Annotated in this window: 17 protein-coding genes; 14 read left to right on the plus strand and 3 right to left on the minus strand. The window is 45.7% G+C overall.

The genetic code is table 11. The features are described 5' to 3' along the window. Nucleotides 1-151: 151 nt before the first annotated feature. The 3 genes from greA (at nucleotide 152) to V7728_RS06015 (ending at nucleotide 3,213) form a co-directional block, all read left to right on the plus strand. Nucleotides 152-625 carry a transcription elongation factor GreA gene (gene greA, locus V7728_RS06005; RefSeq protein ID WP_003152766.1) on the plus strand — a complete coding sequence of 158 codons (474 nt, stop codon included), beginning with the start codon at nucleotides 152-154 and terminating at the stop codon, nucleotides 623-625. 53 nt (nucleotides 626-678) lie between these two features. Next, on the plus strand, nucleotides 679-2,433 hold the full coding sequence (locus V7728_RS06010; RefSeq protein WP_032866641.1) for a peptidoglycan D,D-transpeptidase FtsI family protein: 1,755 nt from the start codon (nucleotides 679-681) through the stop codon (nucleotides 2,431-2,433). A 63-nt stretch (nucleotides 2,434-2,496) separates the two neighbouring features. Beyond that, nucleotides 2,497-3,213: a YrrS family protein gene (locus V7728_RS06015; RefSeq protein ID WP_003152769.1), complete on the plus strand. Its 717-nt coding sequence runs from the start codon at nucleotides 2,497-2,499 to the stop codon at nucleotides 3,211-3,213. Between the two features lie 39 nt (nucleotides 3,214-3,252). Here V7728_RS06015 and V7728_RS06020 read toward each other — a convergent pair whose 3' ends face one another. Continuing rightward, a complete protein-coding gene (locus tag V7728_RS06020; protein ID WP_003152771.1) occupies nucleotides 3,253-3,456 on the minus strand; it encodes a YrzA family protein in 204 nt (67 codons plus the stop codon). 183 nt (nucleotides 3,457-3,639) lie between these two features. Between V7728_RS06020 and V7728_RS06025 the strand changes: the two genes are divergently transcribed. From V7728_RS06025 to V7728_RS06045, 5 genes are all read left to right on the plus strand, one after another. After that, on the plus strand, nucleotides 3,640-4,281 hold the full coding sequence (locus V7728_RS06025) for a class I SAM-dependent methyltransferase (protein WP_032866643.1): 642 nt from the start codon (nucleotides 3,640-3,642) through the stop codon (nucleotides 4,279-4,281). 20 nt (nucleotides 4,282-4,301) lie between these two features. After that, the gene (mtnN, locus tag V7728_RS06030) at nucleotides 4,302-4,997 is read left to right on the plus strand and encodes a 5'-methylthioadenosine/S-adenosylhomocysteine nucleosidase (RefSeq protein ID WP_003152774.1); all 696 of its coding nucleotides are present in this window, start codon (nucleotides 4,302-4,304) and stop codon (nucleotides 4,995-4,997) included. A 47-nt stretch (nucleotides 4,998-5,044) separates the two neighbouring features. Continuing rightward, complete coding sequence (locus V7728_RS06035; protein ID WP_032866645.1) at nucleotides 5,045-5,968, plus strand: O-acetylserine dependent cystathionine beta-synthase; 924 nt, start codon at nucleotides 5,045-5,047, stop codon at nucleotides 5,966-5,968. A 1-nt stretch (nucleotide 5,969) separates the two neighbouring features. After that, on the plus strand, nucleotides 5,970-7,112 hold the full coding sequence (locus V7728_RS06040) for a bifunctional cystathionine gamma-lyase/homocysteine desulfhydrase (protein ID WP_032866647.1): 1,143 nt from the start codon (nucleotides 5,970-5,972) through the stop codon (nucleotides 7,110-7,112). A gap of 83 nt (nucleotides 7,113-7,195) precedes the next feature. Continuing rightward, nucleotides 7,196-7,426: a YrhC family protein gene (locus V7728_RS06045; protein WP_015240275.1), complete on the plus strand. Its 231-nt coding sequence runs from the start codon at nucleotides 7,196-7,198 to the stop codon at nucleotides 7,424-7,426. A gap of 39 nt (nucleotides 7,427-7,465) precedes the next feature. Here the strand turns inward: V7728_RS06045 and V7728_RS06050 are convergent, their stop codons facing one another. Both V7728_RS06050 and fdhF read right to left on the minus strand, forming a co-directional pair. Further along, a complete protein-coding gene (locus V7728_RS06050; RefSeq protein WP_003152780.1) occupies nucleotides 7,466-7,957 on the minus strand; it encodes a DUF1641 domain-containing protein in 492 nt (163 codons plus the stop codon). A gap of 17 nt (nucleotides 7,958-7,974) precedes the next feature. Then, entirely contained in the window at nucleotides 7,975-10,917 is a 2,943-nt protein-coding gene (gene fdhF / locus V7728_RS06055) for a formate dehydrogenase subunit alpha (protein ID WP_099567282.1), read from the minus strand. A 306-nt stretch (nucleotides 10,918-11,223) separates the two neighbouring features. Between fdhF and V7728_RS06060 the strand changes: the two genes are divergently transcribed. The 6 genes from V7728_RS06060 to V7728_RS06085 all read left to right on the plus strand — a co-directional run bounded on the left by V7728_RS06060 (nucleotide 11,224) and on the right by V7728_RS06085 (nucleotide 15,004). Then, nucleotides 11,224-11,592, plus strand: coding sequence for a DUF2294 domain-containing protein (locus tag V7728_RS06060; RefSeq protein ID WP_007408224.1), 369 nt, complete (start codon nucleotides 11,224-11,226; stop codon nucleotides 11,590-11,592). A 266-nt stretch (nucleotides 11,593-11,858) separates the two neighbouring features. Further along, nucleotides 11,859-12,659 (plus strand): formate/nitrite transporter family protein, encoded by an 801-nt coding sequence (locus V7728_RS06065; protein ID WP_007408225.1) that lies wholly within the window; start codon nucleotides 11,859-11,861, stop codon nucleotides 12,657-12,659. Between the two features lie 389 nt (nucleotides 12,660-13,048). Next, a complete protein-coding gene (locus tag V7728_RS06070; RefSeq protein ID WP_003152787.1) occupies nucleotides 13,049-13,189 on the plus strand; it encodes a YrzI family small protein in 141 nt (46 codons plus the stop codon). 172 nt (nucleotides 13,190-13,361) lie between these two features. Continuing rightward, nucleotides 13,362-13,517: a hypothetical protein gene (locus tag V7728_RS06075; RefSeq protein ID WP_180305637.1), complete on the plus strand. Its 156-nt coding sequence runs from the start codon at nucleotides 13,362-13,364 to the stop codon at nucleotides 13,515-13,517. Nucleotides 13,518-13,688: 171 nt separating this feature from the next. Continuing rightward, nucleotides 13,689-14,228, plus strand: a complete 540-nt coding sequence (locus tag V7728_RS06080) for a class I SAM-dependent methyltransferase (protein ID WP_007408228.1) — start codon at nucleotides 13,689-13,691, stop codon at nucleotides 14,226-14,228. Between the two features lie 209 nt (nucleotides 14,229-14,437). After that, complete coding sequence (locus V7728_RS06085) at nucleotides 14,438-15,004, plus strand: TetR/AcrR family transcriptional regulator (RefSeq protein ID WP_003152789.1); 567 nt, start codon at nucleotides 14,438-14,440, stop codon at nucleotides 15,002-15,004.

The raw sequence follows: 15,004 nt of genomic DNA on the forward strand, positions 1-15,004 counted from the left end.
GAAAACACACATTCAGTTTAAGATAAACAGTACCTATATGGGAGAGAAGAACGAGGACTGCCCTGTGTTCTCATTCTTGATTTTTTCGTTTATGCTCTCATACATAATCACACGTTATTGTTGAGGGACAACCACCAAGGAGTGAAGGAACATGGCACAAGAAAAAGTTTTTCCGATGACTCACGAAGGAAAACAAAAACTAGAACAAGAATTAGAGCAATTGAAAACGGTTAAACGTAAAGAAGTAGTAGAACGCATTAAAATCGCAAGAAGCTTCGGAGATCTGTCAGAGAACTCTGAGTATGATTCTGCAAAAGAAGAACAGGCATTTGTGGAAGGGCGCATCACGACGCTTGAAAACATGATCCGCAATGCGAAAATCATCGAGGACGACGGCGGTTCAAATGTAGTCGGTTTGGGAAAAACCGTATCATTCATCGAATTGCCGGACGGTGAAGAAGAATCTTACACGATTGTCGGAAGCGCTGAAGCTGATCCGTTTGAAGGGAAAATTTCAAACGACTCGCCAATCGCCAAAAGCCTGCTTGGCAGAAAAGTGGACGAAGAAGTGACAGTTCAGACGCCGGGCGGAGAAATGCTCGTGAAAATTGTGAAAATTTCATAAGATCCGTTTAACAATGAAACACCTCGTCCAAAATGTGGATGAGGTGTTTTTTTATGATCGTATCAAAAAGGCTGAAAGCGGCCGTGATTTGTTTTCTGCTCGTGTTTTTCTTTCTGCTTGCGAGGCTGGCTGAAATTCAGCTGTTTTTCACAGAATCTTTTTCAAAATCCAATATTAATCTGATTCAGGAAAGCGTCAAGCAGCGGACGGAAGAAGTCCTTATTTCAGACGGACGCGGCTCTTTTCTTGATCGGAACGGCAAAGAACTGACCGGAAAAAAGCAGCCTGCCGTCATACTGTTTCCCTTTCTCGTGACGCAGGATTGGCCGGTTGACCGGGTATCAGACATTCTCGGAATGAAACAGGGGGAGCTCAGGCAGCTGCTCACGGAAGCGAAAAAACCGGTGGTCCTGAACAGCAGAAAAATAAAACATTTGACGAAACAATCCGTGTCAAATATAAATTCTTTGAAATATCCCGGCATTTACGGCGTATATATGAAAGACAGCAAGGAAACAAACATAGCCGCTCATCTGTTGGGCGCGACAAACCAGGACCCTGAGCTTTTGAAAAAGAAATACCCCGGCAGGAAGGAACTGCCGATCACGGCAAAGATCGGGACAAGCGGGATGGAGCGGACGTTTGATGAGTTTTTACTGGCGGATCAGGACACAAAACTTTTGTATCATGTCGACGGAAGGGGAAACCCTTTATTCGGAATGGACGTCAAATATACGGCTGAAGCAAACGCGTTTTATCCGCTGCAAGTCAAAACCTCCATCGACCGCAATATTCAAAAAGCAATGGAAGATGTATTGAAAGACCGCGGGTTAAAAAAGGGGGGAGCCGTCCTTTTAGACATTGAAAAAAGCAGTGTGCTCGGAATGGTATCAAAGCCTGACGCCGACATGTCAAAGCAGCAGACACTGCAAAATTACATGCTGACGCCGATTTATCCGGGATCAGTGTTTAAAACGGTGATCGCCGCAGCCGCAATAGAACAAAACGAAGTGAAGCCGGGCACATCCTTTAACTGCAATCTCAACCTGTACGGAGAGCCGGGGGATGACAAAGGCACGCTCAGTTTTGGAGAAAGCTTTGCTCAAAGCTGCAATTATACGTTTACAAGTCTTGCGGAAAAATTGATCAAAAAAGATGATTCCGTTATTGAAAACATGGCGGAAAAACTCGGTCTCACACAGCGGGCGGGCTGGGAAGGCAAGCTGTACCGGGAAGACGGATTCAGGCAGCTGTATAATGAAAAAAGCGGGATCATTTGGGGAGATGACAAAGACAAAACCGTAAAAAAAGCTGTCGCACAGACGGCGATCGGGCAAAAAAACGTGAAAGTCACGCCTCTTGAAGTCGCCAATATGATGGCGGCGATCGCGCGCGGCGGTGAAAAAAAACAAGTCAAAATCGCGGACAAAATTGAATACAAAAACAAAACGACGATGGCGTCATTCAATGATCAGCCGTTAAAAGGGGAAAACATCGACAAATATACGGCGCAGCAGCTTCAAAAAATTCTCAGAGAAGTCGTCACCTCACCGAAAGGAACCGGCCGAAGGTTTCAGGACCTGCCGTATGAGATAGCAGGCAAATCGGGAACGGCCCAGACGGGAATGTTCACAAAAGAAAAACAGACGCTTTACCACAAATGGTTTGCGGGATACTTTCCCGCGGACAAGCCGAAATACGCTCTCGTGGTGCTGCACATGGACACGCCGGGGGATAAGGCTCTGACAAATACAGTGTTTTATGATATTGTTAAAAAGGTACATGAAAATGAAATAAATCAGACATAGAACAACCGCTCAGCCCATGTTAAAATATATGCTGAGCAAGAGGGATAAAGGAGTGCAGAATGATTGAGCAATAAACAATCTCGTTTTGAAAACCGTGATAAGCGCAGAAAAGCAAATATGGTGCTTAACATTTTAATTGCTATCGTATCTATTCTTATTGTCGTCGTTGCCGTCAGCCTCTTCATCAACAGTCCGTCGAGCGACGTGAGCGAAAAAGCGGACACGAGCCAGAAGCAGGAAACACCTGCATCAGGCAAGACGAAGCAGACATCGGATGAAGACATAAAAGACAGCAAAAAAGATAAGGCATCAGACGATGACAAAAAAGATAAACAGGATAAGGACACATCTGATTCATCTTCAGATTCTGACAGCAAAAAAGACGATGATTCATCGAAAAGTGATGACAGCAGCAAAAAAGACTCTGATTCAAGCGATCCTTTTAAAGGCGCAAAAATAACAGAGGGCGGCTCATCAAGCGATGTCGAGAAAACAATTGTTAACCCAAAATGGAAAGCGGTCGGCACAAAGCAGACGGGAGAACATGCGGCGACGTATGACTCAAGCTCTGAAGACTGGTCCGAAATGCTTGACGCCATCTCTTACGCCACAGGCGTGTCAAAAGATCATATGACAGTGCTGTGGCTCGGAAACAATGGAAGCCCGCAAGATGCGAAGGGTAAAGTTTTAGACAAAACGAACGGCAAAAAGTATCAGGTCACCATCACTTGGAAAGACAAAAAAGGCTGGAAGCCGACAAAAGTAGAAACCTTAAAATAACCGCAAAAAAGCAGCTGATTATTCAGCTGCTTTTTTCTGTCATACGTCAGCTGAAAAATGCACCGACGCGCTGTAAAGGATTCTGCCGTCAACGGCCGTCACCTGATGGGATACGGAACGGACGCGAAGCATAATCGCCTGGTTGTTTTCAATCTGAACGTTTATTTTCTTTTCAAGCTCCTGCAAAGATGCCGCTTCGAAAAATTCTACTTTATCTTTGATTAAATCCAATTGAAAATTCATCAGTACAGATCCTCCTGATTTTTCTTCTGAGTCAATGAAAGTATAAGCCTTTCTGCCGTAATTGCGCAATAATCCCAAAGTATTTTAGTACCCTTCCATTCTTTTTTGTGATAGGATAGGAACTGTTCCACGATTAATCCATACTATACTCATAGGAATTATAAAATATGGAGAGTGAAAAATATGGGCCGTGAATTTATTCCTTTATTTGAAGATTGGGCAGCGACTTATGATGCCACAGTGCACGGGGCTGACAAACAATATGCCGCTGTTTTTAAAGGATATGACAGCATTCTTGACAGCATTGTCGCACTTTCAGGTTCAAACGTTTTAGAGTTCGGACCGGGAACGGGGAATTTAACGGCGAAATTAGCCGCTGCGAACAAAAAGGTGTTTGGTGTAGAACCGTCTCCGTCAATGAGAAAACTGGCGGCTGACAAGCTTTCTGACAAAGCCGTGTTCAGTGACGGAGATTTTCTGGAGTTTCCCGCTCCGCCTTTTCAAATAGATACCATCGTCAGCTCGTACGCCTTTCATCATTTAACCGATGAAGAAAAGCGAACGGCTGTAAAGCAGTATGGCGCAATCCTTCAGAAGCATGATAAAATAGTGTTTGCCGATACAGTCTTTAAAGATCATGAAGCTTATGATGAAGCCATTAAAAAAGCAATCCGAAACGGCTATCATCAATTAGCGGACGATTTAAAGACGGAACATTATCCGACACTCGGGACAATGAAAAACATCTTTTCAGAAGAGGGATTTGCCGCTCGGTTTACGCAGCAAAATGACTTTGTCTGGATAATGGAGGCGATTAAACGGTAAATCGAAGGGATTGTGTATAAATGAAACTGGCAGTCATCGGAGCAATGGAAGAGGAAGTTACGATTTTAAGAAGCAAACTGAAAGACGCAAAACAAGAGATGATCGCTCACTGTGAGTTTACAACTGGCAGCTATGAAGGCGTCGAAGTCATCTTGCTGAAATCAGGTATCGGGAAAGTCAACGCGGCGATCAGCACGACGCTTCTGCTTGACCGTTTCAAACCTGATTATGTGATTAACACAGGCTCAGCGGGCGGTTTTCATCATACATTGAATGTAGGCGACGTCGTCATCTCAACAGATGTCCGCCATCATGACGTGGATGTGACGGCGTTTGACTATGAATACGGACAGGTGCCGGGTCTTCCGGCAGCATACAAAGCTGATGAAAAGCTGATCAGTATTACTGAGGAAGCGGTTTCTGAACTGAACGGCATTCAAGTCGCCAAAGGCACAATCGCAACGGGAGATTCTTTTATGAATGATCCGAAGCGGGTTGAAGACGTACGCGCCAAATTTGCGGATTTGTACGCGGTTGAGATGGAAGCTGCGGCTGTCGCACAGGTGTGCCACCAGTTCAAAACGCCTTTTGTTGTCATCAGAGCTTTATCTGATATTGCCGGAAAAGAATCTGACGTTTCATTTGATAAATTTTTAGAACAGGCTGCCGTTCATTCAACTGAGCTTGTCCTGAATGTCATCAAACGAATTCACTAAGCGGGGGATTCTCGTTCTCCTCCGCTTTTCCAGGAGGAGGACATATATTGAACGTGATAACAGATATTACAGAACTAATCGGAAATACACCGCTGCTCCGTCTCAAGCATTTTGATATACCGGAGGGAACAGCGGTTTATGCTAAGCTTGAGATGATGAATCCGGGCGGAAGCATTAAAGACAGGCTGGGCGGGATGCTCATTGAAGATGCGCTTCGCACGGGAAAGGTGAAACCGGGCGGCGTTATCATTGAGGCGACTGCCGGAAACACCGGGATCGGACTCGCTCTGTGCGCCAGAAAGCATCAGCTTCGCGCCATTTTTTGCGTCCCGGAGCATTTCAGCAGAGAAAAGCAGCAAATTATGAAAGCTCTCGGAGCGGACATCGTGCATACGCCGAGAGAAGAAGGCATGCAGGGAGCCATCCGAAAAGCGCTTGAACTGGAGAGAGAGATTAATAATTCTTATGCCGTTCTGCAATTTAAAAACCGAGTAAATCCATTGACTTACTACAAAACGATCGGACCTGAAATATGGAACGCGCTCGGCGGGGATATCCACGCTTTTGTCGCAGGAGCGGGTTCCGGCGGCACCTTTGCCGGTACGGCAGCTTATTTAAAGGAGAAAAATCCTGCCGTCAAAACGGTGATCGTTGAACCGGAAGGCTCGATCCTGAACGGAGGAGAGCCGCATGCCCATAAAACGGAAGGCATCGGCATGGAGTTTATCCCGGATTATATGGACGAGAACCATTTTGACGCCATTTACACGGTGGAAGACGATACGGCGTTTTCGCTTGTCAGAGAAGCGGCTGAGAAAGAAGGCCTCTTAATCGGAAGCTCTTCAGGGGCGGCTCTTTATGCAGCGCTTGAAGAAGCGAAAAAAGCGCCCGCCGGATCAAATATCGTCACTATTTTCCCTGACGGCAGCGATCGATATATAAGCAAAAACATTTTTCAAGGAGGCCAGTAAGATGAAGAAAAAAACGCTGATGGTGCACGGAGGAATTACGGGAGATGAAAAAACAGGAGCGGTTTCCGTACCGATTTATCAAGTAAGCACGTACCAACAGCCGAAAGCGGGCGAGCACACGGGTTATGAATATTCAAGAACGGCCAATCCGACGCGGACGGCGCTTGAAAGCTTAATTGCGGAGCTTGAAGGCGGCGCGGCAGGATATGCGTTCGGCTCAGGCATGGCTGCGATTACTGCCGTCATGATGCTGTTTGACAGCGGCGATCATGTTATTATGACGGATGATGTATACGGCGGCACTTACCGGGTGATGACAGGCGTGCTGAACCGCTTCGGCATTGAAGCGGACTTTGTCGATACGAGCAGCAAAGAAAAAGTCCAAAAAGCCATCCGTCCGAATACGAAAGCCATTTATATCGAAACACCGACAAACCCACTATTGAAAGTGACTGACCTCAAACTGATGTCTGACATCGCAAAAGAAGCGGGCGTATTGCTTATCGTCGATAATACGTTTTACACGCCGTATTTCCAACAGCCGCTCAGCTTCGGCGCGGACATCGTGCTTCACAGCGCGACAAAATATCTCGGCGGCCACAGCGATGTCGTCGGCGGCTTAGTCGTCACGGCTGATAAAGAACTGGGCGAAAAGCTTCATTATGTGCAAAACTCAACGGGCGGCGTTTTAGGACCGCAGGATTCATGGCTTTTGATGAGAGGCATTAAAACGCTGGGACTCAGAATGGATGCCATCAATCACAGCGCCGGAAAAATCGCCGAGCTGCTTGAAGCACATGATGCCGTTCAGACGCTCTACTATCCCGGATCAGCGAAACACCCGGGCCATGAGCTGACAAAAGCGCAAAGCTCCGGTTTCGGCGGAATGATTTCCTTTGATGTCGGCAGCAGCGAACGCGTCGACGCGTTTTTAGAAAAATTGAACCTGTTTACGATCGCGGAAAGTTTAGGAGCGGTTGAAAGCTTAATCTCCGTGCCGTCCAGAATGACGCACGCATCGATCCCGCGCGACCGCCGGCTTGCGCTTGGCATTACCGACGGGCTCGTGCGGATCTCGGTCGGTATTGAGGATACTGAGGATTTAACGGCGGATGTGAAACAGGCGCTTGATTCACTTTTATAAAGAATGGATAGATTTACATTCTCTGTCGGCTGTCAGCTTGTATTATAATGTTGGTAGACTATAAAACTGGCAGGTGACCTTATATGGAGAAGAAAAGACTGAAATCATTAATAGAAGATCTTAAGCATTACGCATTTATTCTGCTTGCAGTCAGCACCTTCATTTATATCGGCGCGGTTCTTCCCGGACAAGGGCTGACTGCGGGCCAGAAAATGCTGATGTTTGTAACGGATTGTGTATTTTTAGCGGGCGCTTATTTCTGCGTTGACCGTTCACTTATTTATAAAAAGAGGCTGGAAGAGGCCGATGAATAAAAAAAAGCCATTGTCTTTTGACAATGGCTTTTTCGTTTCTTATTCAGACGGGGTTTCGCGTAATTCTTTTCCCATTCCTTTTAAAAACTGCAGCCCGAAGCCGAGCGCGCGGTTAATATCAGGATCACCGACGGCTTTCATCAGTTCAAACATACTGACTTTCCTGTCCTCTTTTAAAAATCTTTGCGCCTGATCCGTCCCGGCCATGGCGCTTTCTAAAAGTCTGCCCATAAATTCGGGATCAGCTTTTGACAGCGCGCCTCCCGCGGCCATCATCGTATTCAGGAGATTGGTGACAGGTTCCCGGGAAATCTGTCCGAGTGCGATTTTGGCAATCTCCTCTTTTGCCTGGAGCATATAGCCGGCGGCATCAAAAATGCCCAAGCCATTCAGCTCTGCCATGATGGACATCGTTTTCGCGACGGCTTCTTCATTTTCTGCGAGAAGCGTCTTCAGCTCTTCCAGTTTTTCAGCTTTCAGCTGTTCCTCTGTTTTCGTTTCTTTTTGAATTTCAGTAATTGGGCTTGCCATAATGTTTCCTCCTTTCCTTAATCAGTTAAGTGCACATAGCCCGGACGGTTCCATTTTCGCTGAGCTTCCACACCGTTTTGCGGATGACGTTTTTTGTTCCGCGGATTCGTTTTCGGAAGCGGCGGAGTATCACAGGAACCGAGCACTTCCATGCGGACTTTTGTCTGCTTATAGGCAGGTGTATGTGTCCGTGAATCATACGCAGGCCCGGTCAGGAAATTAATCGCAGAATCTTTATCTGTAGAGTTCATCGGCAGATAAAGCTCATTTGCGCGGACGCGGTCTGTCACAAGCGCGTTCAATTTAACCGCCCCAAAAGGAGAGACGAGCCGGATCATTGTCCCGTCGCAAATTCCGCGTTCAGCCGCGAGCTCCGGCGATACTTCAACAAATACATCCGGAACTTTAGACTGAATGCCTTTTGACTTGTTTGTCATGTTTCCTTCGTGGAAATGTTCAAGCATCCGTCCGTTGTTAATATGCAGGTCATATTCTTCAGGGAATACGGCAGGCTCCACCCAATCGCTCAGCGCAAAACGGGCTTTTTTGTCCGGGAAGTTAAAGCCGTCTTCATAAAGAAGCGGAGTGCTTTCTCCCGTAAAACTTCCCCACAAGAAGCTGTTCCAGCCGCTAAGAACGTCGTAACTTGCTTTTCCGAACAGCGGAGAAAGGCTCGCCATTTCTGAGAAAATGTCGCTAGGATGCGTGTAATTCCAATCAGCGCCTAAACGATTGGCGACTTCCTGAATAATCCACCAGTCGGGTTTTGCATCGCCGAGTGTCGGAAGCGCCTGATACAATCTTTGCACACGCCGCTCTGTGTTTGTAAATGTTCCGTCTTTTTCAAGAGATGGAACCGCAGGCAGGATGACATCCGCGTATTGCGCCGTTCTTGAAAGGAAAATATCCTGCACAACAAAGAAATCAAGGCTGGATAAAATGTTATGAACATGGTTGGCGTTTGAATCGACGAGCGCCATATCTTCACCGACGAGATACATGGCTTTCATGTTTCCTTCTTCAATCGCATGGAGCATTTCGATATTATCAAGACCCGGCTTGCCGTCAATTTCAACACCGTAAGCTTTTTCGAATTTAGCGCGTGCCGCATCATCGGTAATATGCTGATACCCCGGAAGCCAGCCTGGAAGAGTTCCCATATCGCAAGCGCCTTGAACGTTGTTATGTCCCCGCAGCGGATAGGCTCCGGCGCCCGGACGGCGGTAGTTTCCTGTGGCAAGCAGCAGGTTGGAAATCGCCGCTGATGTATCAGAGCCGCCTGTATTTTGAGTAACGCCCATGCCCCAAAGAACACAAGTGCCGTCTGCATCACGAATCATTTCGGCAATGCGGATGATCGTATCCTGAGAAAGTCCGGTGATGCGCTCCGCATATTCCAATGTGTATTTTTCCAGCGTTTCTTTATAATCATCAAAGTAGTTGACATTTTCATCAATAAACGCTTGATCGTGCCAGCCTTGGTCAATCATATATTTCGTTACTGCCATGAGCCAGACCTGGTCAGTCCCTTGTTTCGGGCTGATAAAGAGGTCGGACCGTTCAGCCATTTCATTTCTGCGCAGATCGGCAACAATCAGTTTTTGGCCGTGCAGTTTATGGGCGCGTTTCACGCGTGTGGCCAGAACCGGATGTCCTTCCGCCGGATTGGCGCCGACGATGAGCACGAGGCCCGCTTTTGCGATATCTTTAATTGTGCCGGCGTCTCCGCCCATACCGACGGTGCGGAATAAGCCGTCCGTTGCCGGTGACTGGCAGTAGCGTGAGCAGTTATCCACGTTGTTGGTTTCAAATACTTGACGTGCCAATTTTTGAATGACGTAGTTGTCTTCATTCGTAATTTTAGAAGAAGAAATAAAACCGACAGAACCATTTCCGTGTTCGTCCTTGATCGAACCGAGTCTTGAAGCGACAAGATCAAGAGCTTCTTCCCATGACGATTCAACAAATGCGCCGTTTTTCCGGATAAGCGGTTTTGTAATCCGTTCTTCCGAATTCACGAAGTCCCAGCCGAATTTCCCTTTCACACAAGTGGAAATCGCGTTAACCGGAGCATCGGAAACAGGCTGAATTTTAAGGATGTCACGTCCTTTTGTCCATACTTCAAAAGAGCATCCGACGCCGCAGAACGTGCAGACTGTTTTTGTTTTTTTCGTCCGTTTATCGCGCATAGCCGCTTCCACTTCAGACACGGCGAAGATGCTTGTATAGTCGGGTTCAACATTTTTCACTAAATCAATCATCGGTTCCATGACATCTTCTTTTATTCCTGTCATAAATCCGGCTTGGCCGAGCATTGATTTTTCCATCAGTGCGTTACAAGGACAGACAGTGACACACTGGCCGCAGCTGACGCAGGAAGATTCATTAATGGCGACGCCTTCATCCCAAATGACCCGCGGGCGGTCGCGCTCCCAATCAATTGAAAGGGTCTCATTCACCTGAAGGTTTTGACACACTTCCACACATTGGCCGCAGGCGATGCATTGGTTCGGATCATAGCGGTAAAACGGGTGAGACATATCAACCGCGCACTTTGAATCATCTTTCGGCGTATACGGATATTTCTGATGCTCAATTCCCATCATTTCCGCTGTATTATGCAGTGTGCAATTGCCGTTGTTGTTATCGCATACCGTACAGTAAAGCAGGTGATTCTCGAGCAGGCGGTCCATGGCCTCTGTCTGAGCCTCTTTTACCCTTCCCGACGTAAGCGAGATGGACATCCCGTTTTCTGCAGCCGTGGAACAAGAGCGCTGCAATTTCCCGTTTACTTCAACAATACAGGTGTCACATGTTTGAATCGGATCCACTTCCGGTACATGGCATATTTGCGGAATCTCAATTCCGTTTTGGTTTAAAATATCTAAAATCTTAGACCCCTCTGGTGCTTCATACTCCGTGCCGTCAATTTTGACACGGATAGACTGAACGTCTGTCACTTCCAATTCCCCTCCATCTTTTAAACTCGAAAAAAAGCCATGCACATAGATACCGGCCTCCTGTACGGAGAACGGTATAAATACGCATGGCGGAATAGTTCACTAGCAAGTCTTACTAACAGACCAATCCTATTTGTATAAAACGATAGACTCATAACACGTTTCCTATTACAAATCCATCTTCACTGCTTTTATTATAAGGTGATATTTATTATAATACAATACGAAAGGAAAACTTTAACCAGGTGAAATGTCACAAAGGGGAACCGGGAATGTCTTTCATAGGCTAAAATCGGAGGGGACAATATGTCTAAAAAAATTCATGAATTTAACGATATTATCCGGAAATTGCGCAAAGAATTATTTGGAAAGGGGCCTGAACGAATTCACACCGTTTTTGTGGATAACATGGCGGTATCTACACTTTACGGCAATCTAAGCGCAAGTGAGCAGTTTATCGCACGCACGCCTGAAGGAAGAGAAATGGTTCATGCGGCGCGTACCAGCTTAATTCAGGAACTGTATTCAAAACAAACGCCTGACGGAATGGAAGAGCTCATCGGAGCAAAGCTGGTGCATCTGTTTTCAGATATAAAAATAGAGGAAAATATTGCTGTATCGGTGTTTGTCTTTGACCGCTCAATTGAAGAGCATAAAGAAGAAATCAAAAGCTGACAATATTCAATTGACACGAAATTGTCACATTTGATATGATATGAACTGCCAGCAGTGGCCTAAGGACGATTTTTTATGGAATGTGTGCATGATCTGTACATATTCTATACCGCATATTTTCATTCTGCTTGATATTGTTGTATGGGTATGCATACAAGTTAGGCAGCATTCAAACCCCGTTTTTTCAGACGGGTTAGTTGAATGCTGCCTTTTTTGTTAGGCGTCTTTGGAAACTGCGGGCTGAAATGATAAATGGAGGGGTTATTATGGCTTTTCGTAAACCGGACGAAATAGCGGAGCTTGCGGTCGAATCAGGGGTAAAAAAGGTGCATTCACCGCTTTCAGCACTGATTGTATTAGGATTTTTGGGAGGAGCGTTTATCGCACTCGGTTATTTGCTTGATATCCGTGTCATCGGCGACCTTCCGAAAGAATGGGGAAGCCTGTCGAGTTTAATCGGGGCGTCCGTGTTTCCCATCGGATTGGTGCTCGTCGTTCTTGCCGGCGCGGAGCTGATTACGGGAAATATGATGTCGGTATCCATGGCGCTGTTTTCCAGAAGAATATCCGCCGGTGCATTAGTGAAAAATTGGGTGATCGTGACGTTGATGAATCTTGTCGGCGCACTGTTTGTCGCTTACTTTTTCGGACATGTTGTCGGATTAACCGAAACAGGACCTTACTTGGAAAAAACGATTGCGGTCGCACAAGGCAAATTGGATATGCCGTTTGGAAAAGTCATTGTTTCGGCGATCGGCTGTAACTGGCTTGTCTGTTTGGCTGTCTGGCTTTCTTTCGGCGCAGAAGACGGAGCCGGAAAAATCGCGGGTATATGGTTTCCGATTATGGCGTTTGTCGCAATTGGTTTTCAGCACGTTGTAGCCAATATGTTTATCATCCCGGCTGCGATATTTGCAGGTTCTTTTTCGTGGGGTGATCTGATTGGCAATCTCATTCCGGCCTTTATCGGGAATGTCATCGGCGGGGCAGTGTTTGTCGGCCTTATTTATTTTATTGCATATTCAAAAAAAGATCAGAAAAAGCAAGGGATGAAAAGAGTTTCCTGAGGTAAGAAAGATGCCGGAAAACACGGACAATTGAAGCGGAATGCCAGCACATTTTCCGTCCAAATCTTGAAAAAAATGTTTACAAAATGGAAGCTGATGGATATACTTACAAAGTAAGAAAAAAGCAAAGGGAGGTTGAATCACATGACGACGTTAAACGGCAATCAAAATCTACAATTGAACCGATTCAGCCTGTGGAAGAGTTCGTGTCCTTCCTTAACCTCTGCCCGTCAAGCACGTTAATTTCGGAGTATCAGGACATTCGCAGCTCCCCGCAGGGAAAGAAGCACCGTCTTCTTTTGTCTGCGGATTTAGTCTGCCCGCAGCGCATATGAACTTTGCTGCGGGTTATTTTCGCTTGTGCGGATATTGAAAGGGGGTGAGCGATAATGACCATTAATCTTTTCTTTTTAACACTGACCATTTCAAAGCGTTTTAAAAGTGCGGAAGAGTATGAACGAGAACAGCAGGTCGAAGAGTTTTATAATGAAGCGAAAGAACGCCAGCTGAAACACTTTTATATGAACTAACGGACACGAAGGGCCAAAACGGAGGAGAAGGAGGAGATCATCATGTTCAGAATTGAACTGCTGAATCATTACACAATGGAGAAGGACCAGGTTTAGCGAGGATGTTGCTGTCACGTCGCAGACGGCCTGCATACCATGGTAAAGAAAGAAAAACTGGTAAGCGGGTGATAGCATGCAAGGCGGTCAGAACAGAATTCCATCCATCGGGCACGGGTATGCGTCAATGCCCCATTCATTTAAACACGGCTACGGCAACCCGTATCGCCGGCAGAGAATGGCGGCGCTTTCCCGGCACACAAGATATATAGCACCGTATTATTGGTACTAGAGCAGGCGGAAAACCTACGTTTTCCGTCTTTTTTTATGAAAACAAATATAAATTTCAAATAAATCGAAACGTTCATGAAGAGAAGTGCGTCTAGTTAGTACCTCATACTAATACGAGGTAATATTATTTCTGAATAATAAATCACAGGAATGGAAAAGCGGGTGTTATACAATGTTGCAACATACATCTTCAGCATTAAAACGAATGCGCGCGAAATACTTTGCTGCATCAGAACCGGCAGAGTCAGTCATTCAGCAAATTTTGATGGACATACAGGAATACGACCGCATTTTGGAAATCGGGACCGGAAACGGCTCAATGTTTAAACAAATCATCGGACAGCTTGAAAAGGGCAGTCTTAAAAGCATAGAAACATCGAAACGTAAAATACGGAAAACACAGCGCGCAAACCGTTCGGTTATAAAAGCCGGGCTCGGAAACATTCAGCAGGGGAGACCGGAAAGCATACCGTTCCGCGACCGCAGTTTTCATAAAGTCTTCTCGTTACATACTGCTGAAACAGTCAGCGATTACCGGACGGCATGTAAAGAAGTGTACCGCGTTCTTCAAATTGACGGGTGTTTCTATATGGTTTTGAAACCTTCGCGGATGAGTGAAAAGGATGTGATTGAGGTGCTCTATGATCAGCATTTCAGAGACATTTCAGTTGTCAGCAGAGATTCATTCCATTTTATTACTGCCATTAAATAGAATATTTCTTGGGAAATAAAAAGAGCTGCTTAAGTCACTGCAGCTCTTTTTGTGGAATTGGGCATATTTCCTTATTTTTGGTTATTTCACATATATTTTATATTAAAAAAAGTTTTTTTCTTATACAATGGTAATCAGATGACCGTACATTTTAAATATTTTGAACAAACGGAATGAATATTCATTCCGTATTTAGAAAGGGGGATGAAATGACAGCTTCAAATAAGGTTGAACTCATTATGAAAGCGTCGCTTACTTTGTTTACAGATAGAGGATTTGACGCCACGACGATTCCGATGATTGCCGCTCAGGCCGATGTTGGAACCGGCACAATTTACCGTTACTTTGACAGTAAAGAGACACTTGTGAACGTACTGTATCAGGAAAGTGCGCAGCGTTTTATGAAAAAAGTCAAAACGGACTTTCAGGGGATATCTGTAAGAGAAGGGTTTCATCACCTGTTTTATTGTCTGATTGATTTTACGAAGGAAAGTGAGTATGCATTGTTTTTTCTTGAAACGAATAAGGACGCCTACTTTCTGAATGAAACGAGCCGTAAGCTTCTTGATGAAATAACACAGATGCTTGACGTCTTTTTTCAGCGCGGCAAGTCTGAAGGTGTGCTCCGCAATCTGCCGTCCAATGTGCTGATGGCGCTGCTGCTCGGGGCATATCTCAAACTCTATCAGCTTATCCGGACGGGAAGCGTCGAAATAACAAAACCGTTTTTGAAAGAATTGGAACAATGTTCTTGGGATGCCATCAGAACTCATTAA

Source organism: Bacillus sp. JHAA (assembly GCF_036961585.1).
GTDB classification, from domain to species: domain Bacteria; phylum Bacillota; class Bacilli; order Bacillales; family Bacillaceae; genus Bacillus; species Bacillus velezensis.

Excerpts from the sequence above, each read along its gene's own strand:
- greA (WP_003152766.1), top strand. The coding sequence starts at position 152 with ATGGCACAAGAAAAAGTTTTTCCGATGACTCACGAAGGAAAACAAAAA.
- V7728_RS06010 (WP_032866641.1), top strand. The coding sequence starts at position 679 with ATGATCGTATCAAAAAGGCTGAAAGCGGCCGTGATTTGTTTTCTGCTC.
- V7728_RS06020 (WP_003152771.1), bottom strand. The coding sequence starts at position 3,456 with ATGAATTTTCAATTGGATTTAATCAAAGATAAAGTAGAATTTTTCGAA.
- V7728_RS06025 (WP_032866643.1), top strand. The coding sequence starts at position 3,640 with ATGGGCCGTGAATTTATTCCTTTATTTGAAGATTGGGCAGCGACTTAT.
- mtnN (WP_003152774.1), top strand. The coding sequence starts at position 4,302 with ATGAAACTGGCAGTCATCGGAGCAATGGAAGAGGAAGTTACGATTTTA.
- V7728_RS06040 (WP_032866647.1), top strand. The coding sequence starts at position 5,970 with ATGAAGAAAAAAACGCTGATGGTGCACGGAGGAATTACGGGAGATGAA.
- V7728_RS06045 (WP_015240275.1), top strand. The coding sequence starts at position 7,196 with ATGGAGAAGAAAAGACTGAAATCATTAATAGAAGATCTTAAGCATTAC.
- V7728_RS06050 (WP_003152780.1), bottom strand. The coding sequence starts at position 7,957 with ATGGCAAGCCCAATTACTGAAATTCAAAAAGAAACGAAAACAGAGGAA.
- V7728_RS06060 (WP_007408224.1), top strand. The coding sequence starts at position 11,224 with ATGTCTAAAAAAATTCATGAATTTAACGATATTATCCGGAAATTGCGC.
- V7728_RS06065 (WP_007408225.1), top strand. The coding sequence starts at position 11,859 with ATGGCTTTTCGTAAACCGGACGAAATAGCGGAGCTTGCGGTCGAATCA.
- V7728_RS06070 (WP_003152787.1), top strand. The coding sequence starts at position 13,049 with ATGACCATTAATCTTTTCTTTTTAACACTGACCATTTCAAAGCGTTTT.
- V7728_RS06075 (WP_180305637.1), top strand. The coding sequence starts at position 13,362 with ATGCAAGGCGGTCAGAACAGAATTCCATCCATCGGGCACGGGTATGCG.
- V7728_RS06080 (WP_007408228.1), top strand. The coding sequence starts at position 13,689 with ATGTTGCAACATACATCTTCAGCATTAAAACGAATGCGCGCGAAATAC.
- V7728_RS06085 (WP_003152789.1), top strand. The coding sequence starts at position 14,438 with ATGACAGCTTCAAATAAGGTTGAACTCATTATGAAAGCGTCGCTTACT.